Origin of the sequence: Mesorhizobium sp. (genome assembly GCF_005063415.1) — a bacterium.
Lineage (GTDB): Bacteria > Pseudomonadota > Alphaproteobacteria > Rhizobiales > Rhizobiaceae > Mesorhizobium.
This window is the reverse complement of record NZ_SUEG01000009.1, coordinates 64,663-76,154: the sequence shown is the minus strand read 5'-3', so window position 1 is coordinate 76,154 and position 11,492 is coordinate 64,663. Positions and strand designations below refer to the sequence as shown.

10 protein-coding genes and 3 pseudogenes are annotated in these 11,492 nt (G+C 60.2%); 3 read left to right on the top strand and 10 right to left on the bottom strand.

What is annotated here, in order from left to right; all coding sequences use genetic code 11:
* The coding region (locus tag E5W70_RS04965) for a hypothetical protein (RefSeq protein ID WP_292654649.1) at positions 1-832 on the top strand (832 nt) is incomplete at its 5' end.
* Positions 829-1,011: a hypothetical protein gene (locus tag E5W70_RS04960; RefSeq protein WP_292654647.1), complete on the top strand. Its 183-nt coding sequence runs from the start codon at positions 829-831 to the stop codon at positions 1,009-1,011. The genes E5W70_RS04965 and E5W70_RS04960, both read left to right, overlap by 4 nt.
* A gap of 295 nt (positions 1,012-1,306) precedes the next feature.
* On the opposite strand, the gene E5W70_RS04955 is transcribed toward E5W70_RS04960, so the two are convergent.
* From E5W70_RS04955 to E5W70_RS04940, 4 genes are all read right to left on the bottom strand, one after another.
* Positions 1,307-1,495 carry a hypothetical protein gene (locus E5W70_RS04955; RefSeq protein WP_292654645.1) on the bottom strand — a complete coding sequence of 63 codons (189 nt, stop codon included), beginning with the start codon at positions 1,493-1,495 and terminating at the stop codon, positions 1,307-1,309.
* Positions 1,496-1,749: 254 nt separating this feature from the next.
* A complete protein-coding gene (locus tag E5W70_RS04950) occupies positions 1,750-2,082 on the bottom strand; it encodes a DUF1330 domain-containing protein (RefSeq protein ID WP_292654642.1) in 333 nt (110 codons plus the stop codon).
* Positions 2,083-3,827: 1,745 nt separating this feature from the next.
* Entirely contained in the window at positions 3,828-4,172 is a 345-nt protein-coding gene (locus E5W70_RS04945) for a hypothetical protein (protein WP_292654640.1), read from the bottom strand.
* A gap of 116 nt (positions 4,173-4,288) precedes the next feature.
* The gene (locus E5W70_RS04940; RefSeq protein WP_292654668.1) at positions 4,289-4,834 is read right to left on the bottom strand and encodes a hypothetical protein; all 546 of its coding nucleotides are present in this window, start codon (positions 4,832-4,834) and stop codon (positions 4,289-4,291) included.
* On the opposite strand from E5W70_RS04940, the pseudogene ligD reads away from it, so the two are divergent.
* A pseudogene (gene ligD, locus E5W70_RS04935) lies at positions 4,787-6,534 on the top strand (DNA ligase D). The gene E5W70_RS04940 and the pseudogene ligD overlap by 48 nt on opposite strands.
* Positions 6,535-6,754: 220 nt before the next feature.
* On the opposite strand, the pseudogene E5W70_RS04930 reads toward ligD, so the two are convergent.
* The 6 genes and pseudogenes from E5W70_RS04930 to E5W70_RS04905 all read right to left on the bottom strand — a co-directional run.
* Positions 6,755-7,157: pseudogene (locus E5W70_RS04930) on the bottom strand (alcohol dehydrogenase catalytic domain-containing protein); the annotation flags it as partial.
* 94 nt (positions 7,158-7,251) lie between these two features.
* Positions 7,252-8,001, bottom strand: a complete 750-nt coding sequence (locus E5W70_RS04925) for an alpha/beta hydrolase (RefSeq protein ID WP_292654665.1) — start codon at positions 7,999-8,001, stop codon at positions 7,252-7,254.
* Positions 8,002-8,072: 71 nt separating this feature from the next.
* Positions 8,073-8,977: pseudogene (locus E5W70_RS04920) on the bottom strand (SDR family NAD(P)-dependent oxidoreductase).
* A gap of 67 nt (positions 8,978-9,044) precedes the next feature.
* Positions 9,045-9,557, bottom strand: a complete 513-nt coding sequence (locus E5W70_RS04915) for a cytochrome P460 family protein (RefSeq protein ID WP_292654638.1) — start codon at positions 9,555-9,557, stop codon at positions 9,045-9,047.
* Positions 9,558-9,581: 24 nt separating this feature from the next.
* Positions 9,582-10,643 carry an alpha/beta hydrolase gene (locus E5W70_RS04910; protein ID WP_292654662.1) on the bottom strand — a complete coding sequence of 354 codons (1,062 nt, stop codon included), beginning with the start codon at positions 10,641-10,643 and terminating at the stop codon, positions 9,582-9,584.
* A gap of 72 nt (positions 10,644-10,715) precedes the next feature.
* The gene (locus tag E5W70_RS04905) at positions 10,716-11,132 is read right to left on the bottom strand and encodes an organic hydroperoxide resistance protein (RefSeq protein WP_292654636.1); all 417 of its coding nucleotides are present in this window, start codon (positions 11,130-11,132) and stop codon (positions 10,716-10,718) included.
* Positions 11,133-11,492: the final 360 nt, after the last annotated feature.

Below are 11,492 nucleotides of genomic sequence, written 5' to 3'. Positions count from 1 at the left end.
GATCGGCCCCGCCGTACTTATGTGCGGCGGGCTTTTTTTATCCACTCGCGGAACCTTCGTTGCTGAAGCCGCGCGGAATCACGTTCCGTTCACTCTGGCTAATATAAGCTTTGTACCTAGTGTTGACTGGGTGCGTAAAATTGTAAGTACCGGCGCCGGCCGCCTCGAGTTCATTCCGCCGATGGAGCCCAAGCTGGTCTCAAAGCCGCCCGAGGGTGAGCACTGGATTCACGAGATCAAGCTCGACGGCTACCGCACCCAGATCGTCATCAACAGCCCCGACGATATTCGCGCCTTCACCAAGTCCGGCGCGGACTGGACGAGCAAGTATACCGGCCTCATCGAAGCCGCGCGCGAACTCGAGGTCAAGAACGCGATTTTCGAGGGTGAGGCGGTGGTCACCAACGACGCCGGCCTGCCCGACTTCGACGCGCTGCAGAAGGCCGTCCACAGCGATCCCTACGCCATGATCCTCGGCGCCTTCGACATCATGTATCTCGACGGCCACGATCTGCGCGACGTCGGCTGCAAGGCGCCGCGAGATCCTGTTCGGGATCATCAAGCCGAACAGCAGGATCTATTTCAGCGAATCGCTTGCGATCTTCTATCTCGCCGGCCAGGCGGGGCTCGAGGGGATCGTTTCCAAGCGCGCCGACAGCCCGTATCGCAGCGGCCCGACGTCGAACTGGCTGAAGACAAAGAGCTCACAGTCGAGGAATACGGTCTGCTTGGCGTCGAACGGGAGCCTGGCAAGGCCGCATTCGCCTGCTGGCGGAGCCAGGCACCGGGAAATATGTCGGTTCGGACTTCATCAGTCTGGGTCGCGAGATGAAGGAACGGTTGTGGAAGCGGGTCCAAGACCATGCCGGCCCGCCTCCGCAGGGTATCAAGAAGCGACCGGCGACGCAGTGGGTCGAGCCGGGGGAGGCCAAGCTGCGCGTCAAGCACCTCCCCGGCGAGCACAAATATATACGCAGCGCTTCATTGCAGGGTTTCGGCGATGAGAAGTAAGCCTATCGGGTCAGCCGGTCGACCGTTGCTTTGGCAAGGGCCTCGGCCTCATGGATGGGCAATGGGCCGTAAAGTCCCAAGACGGCCTCCTCGCTCGGCAACACGCCGGGCGGGCACTTCTCCTCGATGACCATGCGAATGAGTTTGAGGCAATTGCGGGCGTCACAAAAGGGGTCGGTCATTCGTAGTAGGATGACGCCGGCTGCTCGCGGCCAAAGTTGTGTCTAAATAGCGTAAGTCAACTCCTCGGAGTTGCGTGCAAGCAAACCCAAAGGTGGGCATCTAGGAGAGCGCTTCAACCGACTTTTGGCGGATTGCTCACGACCAGGAATCCGCTTTTTAGTAATTCCAAGGCATCGAGTGCCTCTTCATCCGACAAATCTGTCAAAGCCACCCCATCGGTGAAAACAACCTTGTCATCGTCTGTGTCGTAGACCTCCCAAAGCCCATCCTTGACCCTTCGAATGGCGTACAGACGCTCCATTTTTGCATCCTCATCATAGTAGGAAATTCTTTCCAACCGTGCTGGTTATAATGCCTGCTGGCGGCTACTAGGTCTCCGTGATCCGCGCACCGGGGCATACGCATCTCTTCAAAGCCCGGGCCTCGTGAACCCTGGATCGCCCGCCGGTGCCGAAGGGTGCGGCGGTTTTTGCTTGGGACAGCTAGCCCTAAAGCGCGCTGTGCCCGGGTTTCATAGCCCGTTTCTAAGGATGAAATATTAACGAATCCGGCCTTTCACCGGTGGGCATGATACCCTCCAGGGCAATGGCTGGGGAATTCGACAATGACGAGGCGATGAGGCTCCCATTCGCCATCCAGCACTTTGGTGGCCCCTTGAGGGATGTACCTTCCCCGTAGCGCTTCGCTAACTGGCACGTCCCGGCGGTATACCCCGAAAACGGAAGCGTCGGGTATATCTACGCCCGCGATAAGATCACAGCCATTGACCTTACTCTCTAGAGAAAGGCATTGAAGCACGTCCGTTAACGCCTCCGCAACTAAGCCAGCTGTACTACCCTCAGGGAAAGGGCCCTGGTCATCGGGCTGGCCAGCAAAAGAGCTGATCATTATCGCGGCGTATCGGCTATCTTTCCAATCGGCTCCGCGATCGTCCGCGGGCCAGTTATTTGATCGCCGCCCAGAATTTCTGCCCAAACATTCCTGTCATTGCGCCCCAGTGCCGGACCCAATTCGACGCGGTTCACGCGTCGGTTGCACCCAGGCCTCAGACACGTTATCATTGCCTCTTGCGTTCCCGGGGGGGAAGGTGGTGGGTATCGTCCAAAGGGTTGGTCCAATTGTAGAACAGGCTATCGCCGCAGTGCTCAACAGGGCGGACCATAGTGATACCGTGTCGATCACAGCCGCATTAAACAAAGCACGAGCGGCCGCGCCTGATCTGGTGGCATCTGACGACGAACTATCCGACGCGATTGTCGAGGCAGCAACTGCCATGGGCTGTTCGTGAGTTTCGACCGTCGCAAGTAGTCCGCTGCTGTAATGGGCCTTTGCTTGTGAACCCTTCGAGTGATCATCACGCCGCTGGGATCATGCTTTGTCCGTGGTCAGCACGAGTGATCCCGAGCTTAACGCCTTGATCTGGCGACTTCGAAAGAGCTTGGCTTCATTCCGCTGCGGCCGAAGCATGTAAGCCTGCGAAGCAAGGGTCCGCCTGCCAAATCCAGCAATGGCCTGCGGACCCCAATCAGCGCATGAGGGCTTGTCCTGCGCCGATCTCTCCTCGCGGAGATGGCGCCAACAACCAAGTCAAGCCGTGGTTGTTCCCGACGTCGCCTGTACGCAGGACCAATGCTCTGGCGGGTCCCGCAATGCGCGGAGCTGTGAGCCCTTCTTAATTCGGGCTGGGGGTCGGCGGTTCGACAGTCTGGATGATCGCCTTGTCGAGAGCGTCGGGCTCATGGATGTGCAGGGTAGATCTCGGCCGTTCAGGCCGCCGGCCTCGCAGGACGAGTGCGACCCCACACACTACGTGCCGGAACTCTCGCGAGGGACGTGACTTCGCCACCTGGGCGATGATCAAGCATCTCGGCCGCGACGGCATAGCCGGACGGTCGAGCGCCATTAACAAGGTGGCGGGAGCAATGGCCGCGAGGTTGCGCGACGACCACCCATTGCCGTGCCCAATCACGTGGTGCTGAACCACTGGGGGCGGTTGGGCCGCTCGATGCTGGGACCGACGCCGACGCGCCCTTGCGCGGAAGTCAGGTGCTACTGAGCAGCAAATACGCGACATCGCCTCGCTGATCGGGCTCGATCATGCCTCGATCTTGAGAGAAGCGCGTCTGTTGAGCCGTGATCTAAGGCCAAAGCTTTGAGGCTTAGTCACTGGCTTGATCTGGAAACCGAGTCAGCCGTTCGACAGGTCGGTAAATGCCTTCGTGCACTGGCTCTCGACGTAAAGCAGCAATGCGGCTTCCTCGCTCGGCAACACGCCGGCAGGGCATGTTTGTTCAATCGCTATGCGAACCGGCGAAGGCCAGCCCATGCACTGTGAAGCACTCAGGCGCAAGTCAGGCGATCGTCAAGCTCAGCCCAGGCGCATCATGGCGCGTGCGATGGCGATCTGCGAGGGGCAGGGAGGAGTAATACCATGTGCGAATTGCTCAAGATCATCTCGGAGACATTCTGATCGAAATCGGCCGGCTATCAGATCATCGCATGAAGTCGACCCCCGAGAGGATGGCCGTGACGCGGCAACTGCCAATGATCTTCGTTGCCTGACATTGACACGGACAATGTGATCTCGATTCCCTTGGCGCGCGCGTCTTGAGACTTGCCCTCGAGCGCGAGATCTAGTGCTCCATGGGAAGCGGCAGGTGCTGCGGCTCGGCATGATGAAACACCTGGCCCAGATCGCGTGCATCGAATGTCTGTTCACAGACCGGGCAGTAGACGAAGTGTTTTGATTCGTCGTCGACGGGCCTGTCGCACGGCTTACCCTGTACCCTGTGGCGATGTTGTCGGTCCTGATCCGTTTCATCCCTGAGGCCGCCTCCATCAACAATCCTGGTGCCTGCCGAGCAATGGTCAAGGTCGCCTACGCGCATCGTCGGGCAAGCCAGGGCAATTCGTGCCTCGACTCTTGGCATTTCGTTCTGTGTCATGTTGTCGGCCGCCATCAGCTCCCGCGGGTCCATCGCGCTTCCAACATGCAGTGGACGATCGCCTAAATGAGGCCAGCCAACTCTGGTCGATCTTTTCGGGCTTGCTGGACGCTCAGTTCGGCGGAGCGACCGATGGCTTGATCGGCCGATCAAGCTCCTTGCCTTTGTAGCCGGCCTCGTTGTTGTTTTAATCCGCCTCCTCGGAGCACAGCCATCTTTCTGCGCGAATTCGGTGTCCAGGCCGTGATGGTGTCCGCATCGACGGTGATCAGCGTTCCCGCTTTCAAGGTCACTGTCCGATCCTCCTCGTCCACGCGCGCCACTTCGCCTGTTAGCTGTAACTCGTCACCCGGTTTGACCTTCCTCGGTGCTGGGATAGAATGCGGAAATCCGTAGGAGGGGATGCTGACGCTAGCTCTGCCGTCGTCGAGCAGCTTCAGGACCGTGACGGCAATTGCCACCTCGTCGCCGACATTGATGTCCTCAATTTTCCAAGCCATGTCCATGAGTCTGGGGCGGCTTTGGCGCTCGTCAAGAGATTGATAAGTTGGCGAGAATGCTGACACCGCCTGAACCGGCACCTTTGTTTCGGAACCGATTCGGACCAGCGATATTGAATCAAATTGTAGTGTCTGGAGTGCGGGTGCATGCTTACCGAGCTTGGCGCTGGCCGGCTGTCGTTTGTCGCGTTCCAAATGCCCACGCTGGTCGAGAAGCCGCCCAAGGGCAGCGGATGGATTCACGAGATCAAGTATGACGGCTACCGTACGGAGCTGATCATCCAGCAAGGTGCGGTGCAGGCGTTCACGCGCAACGGCTTCGACTGGACCGACAAATACAGCCCCATCGTCCGCGCTGCGGCTGAGCTAAAAGCGAAGCGGGCAATCATTGATGGCGAAGCGACAGTGTTCGGCACCACCGGGCGTCCGGATTTCCAGGCGCTACGCCGGGAACTTGGAAAGGCCGAGTCGACCAAGTTGGTCTTCCACGCGTTCGACCTCCTCCACCTTGACGGCCGAGACCTGCGTGATGCTCCGCTCCTCGAGCGCAAGCGGGCATTGCAACGTCTGTTGAAAGACGCGCCCGCGGCACTCGTCTATGCGGATCATCTGGAAGGCGATGGCCCAACCGTGTTCGAGCACGCGTGCGAAATGGGCCTCGAGGGTATTGTCTCGAAACACGCGGATTCCCCTTATCGCTCCGGCAGGCAGGAGAGCTGGCTCAAGCTCAAATGCATCAAGAGCGACAATTTTCCGATTGTTGCCTTCGTTGAAAAACTGGGCGCCAGGCCGCGCAGGATTGCCTCGCTCTATCTCGGCCGTCGCAAGGGCAATCGCATCCACTACGAGTGCGCGAACGGCTGGACCCATTGATCATCAGTAAATCTCCACTCGCCGAACCGATAGACAAGCCCAAGGCGACTTGGGTGCAGCCGGCAGTCGAGGCCGAAATCCAGTATAGCGGCATCACCGATGACGGGCTGCTGCGGGAAGCCGTGTTCAAAGGCCTGCGCGACGATCTGAGCCCAGCAGCCGGTGCGCCATTGGTCGGCAAGACGCGGCCGTCCAGTGAAAGTTTGGGCGTCCCTCGCGAGAACATTCTGCAACTGCTGCCCGACGCTCTGGTGCCGTCGAACGAGGAGCTGATGAGCTATTGGACGAAGGTGGCCAAAAAGGCGCTTGTCCACCTCGGCCGACGCCCGCTCAAGCTGGTTCGCCACTCGCACGGGGTCACCTTCTATCATAAGGGCAGATTGCCCGACATTCCGGATACCGTGCACCAACTGCGTGTTCAGAAGCGCGAGGGTGGAGAAGGCGTGAGGCTGTGGGTCGATGATCTTGATGGCCTGCTTGGCTTGGTGGAAATAGGCGCTGTCGAGTTGCATCCCTGGAACGCCACCATCGATGATATCGAGCATGCCGACCGGGTTGTCATCGATCTGGATCCTGGCGAAGGGGTCGAATGGGAGATGATCGTCGAGACGGCTCTGAAGGTCCGGGACATGCTGCGTTCGGAAGGACTCGATAGCTGGCCGAAGGTGACCGGCGGCAAGGGCCTGCATGTGATGGCGCCTCTGCAGGCCGTGATCACCCACGACGCCGCCCGGCAGTATGCCCGAAAGCTGGCGCAGCACTTGGTCAGCAAGCATCCCGATCGCTATCTTTTGTCGTCTGCGCCGTCGGCTCGTTGTGGGCGCATCTTTCTGGATTACCTCCGCAATGGCCGCGGCAACACAGCTGTCGGCGCTTACTCGCCTCGAGCCCGTTCAAGCTTTCCGATAGCCGCTCCAGTCACATGGGCGCAGGTCGAAAAGGGAATTTTGCCAGACGCGTTTACGTTGGAGAGCCCATTTCGGCCGGCGAAGGCCGCCTGGACCACGCGGAAAAACCAATAGCAATCGCGAAGTGTTAGTCCCATGCGCGAAGGCCTTAACCGCCGGCGTCACTGCGGCCGCGGCAAGTGGCCGGCGTCATTGGCGGCAGTTGGGATAGATGCCTAGTAGACGCCGGCCCAGCGGGTTGGGTCCGCCACCGGGAATAATAACGGAGCTGGAAATTCAGGTAACTCCGTGATCGCGGAACACGAGCCTTTGCGGTCCCGTCCGTTATGTGGGCGGGCTGTACGGGATAGAAATCCGTCGCGAAATGGCTGGCAGTAAGTCCCTGCATCATCACAGCCGCCGCGGTGCGGTCGTCGATTTCGTCGGGAAACGGTACCAGAGCATCGGCCGGTATGGCCGCCCGCTCTGTATAGCTCCCTTGGCGCGTAGACCCACGCAACACGGTCCCCAACTCGGACGTTCCCAACTTCGTCACCAACTCACACGACGCGCCCGGCACCTTCCACGCCTAGAATCTTCGGGTCGAGCCTCTCTGTCCACGCTAGGCCGTGTCGCACGCCGATATCCATGAAGTTCACGCCCGCTGCAGCGATCTCGACCAGCACCTGGCCGGGACCGGATACAGGTTCCGGTCGTTCGACAAATTCCATCACCTCTGGCCCGCCCTGCCGGGTCATTACGACTGCCTTATTTCAACATTTCCTATTGTTGACAAAACAAGCCAGAACTCGGCAAGATCGAAGGCGCCGCCTCACTGCAAGGCACGGCCAGCTAGTGCACGGCCGCCCTCTCGATCAGCCTCGCGACGGGTTCGGGATTTGAAACCATCACCACGTGTGAGGCCCCCTCGACTACGACGGTTTCTCGCGAGTGCGCTCGTGCAGCCATGAATGCGGAAGCCTGCGGAGGGATATTCCTGTCTTTGTTCCCATAGATGAACAACGCGGGTATCTTCTTCCAGGCCGGCGCGGTCTGGGGCTCGTTCAGCGCCGCTTCCGTGATGGGTCGCTGCGTCGCGGCCATCAGCTTCGCCTCGGCAACGGGAACGTCCGCTGCGAATTGATCGCGAAACTTGTCCTGCTGGATATAGAGATCCTTGCCGCCGCCTGAAAGCGGAACCGGCGGAGCAAGGGTGGGACCGAGCGTGCTGCCGGGAAAGTTGCCCGCCAGCCCTGCAGCCGTTTCGCCGGCATCCGGTGCAAACGCCGCCACATAGACCAGTGCCTTGACGTTGGCATTGTCCTTGGCGGCCTCGCTGATGACCGAGCCGCCATAGGAATGCCCCACCAAGACGATAGGCGACCCAATGCTTGAAAGGACATCGGAAATATACGCGGCGTCATTGGCAACACCCCGCAAGGGATTGGCGGCGGCCACTACGGAAAAGCCGTCCTTCTCGAGGATTTTGACGACGCCGTTCCAACTCGATGCGTCAGTAAACGCGCCATGAACCAGGACGACGGTGGGCTTAACGGGGGCGGGCTTTTCGGCCTGCGCGTAGGTGTTGCCCGATAAGGCCATGGCGAGCGTCAATCCTGCCAGCAATCTCTTCATCATCTATCCTTTCGATGGTTTTGGTCGGAGTGGTTATTTCATCGGGATGGACGCAAGTCCAAAAGCGGGGACGTTTCAGAGTGTCCCTCGGCCGAACCCGCGATGGAACGGACCTCTTGCGGAAAGTCCGTTGAGATGCTCAGCCCGCGCCACCTCTCGAGTTCTTCCAGCTTCGCGAGATCGGCCTGCTCGATGACCTTTACGGCGTCGCTACCGAGCGGTAGGCGCAGCGGCGGGCGGTTCATCGCGGCGATCTCGAGAATCACCTGCGCGGCCCGCGCCGGGTCGCCGGGCTGATGGTTGTTGTATGCGCGTTGCAGCCTGGCGGTTGCGCCGACGACCGAGTCATATTCGGGCCGGCCCTCCCGCAGCGAGGTCGAGGAGCCCGCGAAGTCGGTCCGGAAGCCTCCGGGTTCGATGACGGTGACCTTGACGCCGATCAGCGCCATTTCCAGGGAGAGCGCTTCGGAAAAACCCTCAACGCCCCACTTGGCGGCCGAATAGGATGCGCGACCTGGCGCGCCCACGCGTCCGCCGACCGACGAGAACTGGATGATGTGGCCAGCGCGCTGTTCGCGCATGACTGGGATGACCGTCTTGGTCACGATGATCGTCCCGAACAGGTTCGTTTCGATCTCCCTGCGGAAATCGTCCAGGTCCATATTCTCGACTGAGTTGACGTTGCCATAGCCGGCATGTTGACGAGGACGTCGAGGCCACCGAAGCTGTCCACGGCCACGCGGACGGCTGCCTGTGCCGCAGCCGGGTCCGTGACGTCTAGCGCAACCGTTCGGATGGCATCGCCGTAGCGCTCCGTGAGGTCAGCCAAATGCGCGGGCTCTCGTGCGGTCGCGACCATACGATGACCGGCGTCGAGCACCGCTTCCGAGAGGGCACGGCCGATGCCGCGCGAATTTCCGGTGACAAGCCATCTTTGCGGCATGGCACTTTCTCCTTCGATAAGGCACCTACCCTGCAGGGCGTTCAGACAAAGACTCCCAGTGAGCCCGTTAGGGCGCGTAGCGCGTGAACACGTAGTCATGGCCCTGGACCCGCGCCTCATGACAGGCAAAGCAGGTTTGATGCTGGGCCTCGTCAGCCGGCTTGTTATCGACAAATCTGCCGAAGCCCCATCCACCGGTGGTGGCATATTTCTTCGAGTCCTTGACCATGATCTGAACTGTCGTAGCCACGCCAGGAACGGAGGCAGATTCGAATTCGGACGATTGGACGTGTTTCCAGGCGAGCTTTGCCAGAACGGTCCCATCAGGGAATGGCAGCGTTCCCTCGCGGTATGCGTTGATCGCCACGGCGTTGCCGAGGACCGCCCTAAGCTCGTTGAGGGGCTCTGCTTCCTCAGCCGGCGCGACCAGTTCCCATTGCCGATATCCCTCGGAAATGGTGACGCCATAGATCGGAGATGCAGCCTGCGGATTTGCACCCACATTCGAACCGGCCAACACCACGAAGCCGCATGACGCAAGGATCGCACCCAAACACGGCAGGAGATAATGAGGTTTCATCGGAAAGCTCCGCTTCATGGATCGTCAGAACTTGCCGACATCGATGACCGCCTGTGCAAAGGCCTGCGGCGCCTCCTGCGGCAGGTTGTGGCCAATACCACCTGAGATCAGTCGGTGCTCGTACTTGCCGGAGAACTTCTTGGCGTAGGCCGCCGGATCGGGATGCGGGGCGCCATTTGCGTCGCCTTCCATCGTGATCGTCGGCACACCGATCGTCGGCAACGCTGCAAGCTTCTTTTCCAAAGCATCATATTCTGGCTCGCCCAGTGCCAGACCGAGTCGCCAACGATAGTTGTGGATCGAAATGGCGACGTGATCGGGATTGTCGAATGCGGCAGCGGACCGTTCGAAGGTGGCGTCGTCGAAGGCCCATTTCGGCGAGGCAAGCTCCCAGATCAGGCGGGCGAAATCCCGGGTGAACTTCTCATAACCCGCCCGTCCCCGTTCCGTGGCGAAGTAATATTGATACCACCATTGCAACTCGGCCTTCGGCGGCAGCGGCATCCGGTTCAACTCCTGACTGCCGATGAGATAGCCGCTGATGGAAACCATGGCCTTGCAGCGCTCAGGCCAGAGCGCGGCGATGATGTTGGTCGTTCTCGCGCCCCAATCATAGCCTGCGATCACCGCTTTTTGGATGTTCAGCGCATTCATCAAGGCAACGATGTCGGACGCAAGCGCCGCTTGCTGGCCGTTCCTGGGCGTTGCGTCCGACAGGAACCGGGTCGTGCCGTAGCCGCGCAGATATGGCACGATGACCCGGTACCCTGCGTCTGCAAGCAGTGGCGCGACGTCGACATAGCTGTAGATGTCATAGGGCCATCCGTGCAGAAGGATGACCGGGGGTCCATCCGCAGGACCGTCCTCGGCATATCCGACGTTCAGCGGGCCCGCGTCGATCTGCTTCAGCGGGGAGAACGAGGTCCGCGGCTTAACCGGGCGGGAAGCGGTCGTTTCCGTCCCGCTGCCCTGCGCTCCCGCAATACCGATCGCGCCGAGCTGCGCTGCGGCGACCGTCGCGGCAGCGATGCCGAAGAGATGACGACGATGATGGTCGATTTTTTCCGGGGTTCTGACTGCGTTCATTTGTGCACCGCCTTGTCGTAATGACATTTTGCTGAGAGTGGTCACGCTTGATCGATCAATGTGATCGATGGGCTAGACCAAGGTGATTGCGACTTCGATGTTGCCGCGCGTAGCTTTCGAGTAGGGGCAGGTCTGATGCGCCGCATCCACAACAGCCTGGGCAACGTCGCGGTCGAGCCCGGGCACGCTCACATTGAGCCGCGCACCGAGAAAGAAGGCGCCGTCGGCAACGTTCAGATCCACCTCCGCATCGATTGCGAGGCCAGCCGGCAGGATAATGTTCATCTTGCGGGCGGCGATTGCCATCGCTCCCTCGAAGCAGGCTGACCAGCCGGCCGCAAACAGCTGTTCCGGATTGGTGCCCCCGCCTGGGCCGCCGGGCGTGGAAAGCCTGATGTCCAGTCGACCGTCGGAACTGCGCGACGTGCCATCCCTGCCGCCAGTGGTGCGGATTTTGGCGGTATACAACAGCTTTTCAGACCGGCTCATGATGTCTGTGTTCCTTGCAAAAGGGCACTTGGAAAATCGATGGAAAATTGCGCGTGGCTTCGCTATCCACGAGAGCGCAAGCACACGGTAAGGGCTTGCGTCCGGAGGGAGTCGCGCGGCACGAGCGATAACGACAGTGCAGGCATCATCATTCTCCCTGGGCTGGTCAGCGGAAGTTCTTGCTGCTTCGACACATAGAGAAGGATCGCCTGGAGCACCCGTTATGCACTATGATGCGGTGTTAGCGCTCGCCAGTGACCGCACGTCTTGGAACTGGGGCTGGGCTGCTATCATGCCCTGCCTCAAATCGTCGCTCGACGAAATCGGAGTTTCTGCGACACAGGTCTTGGACCTGAACCC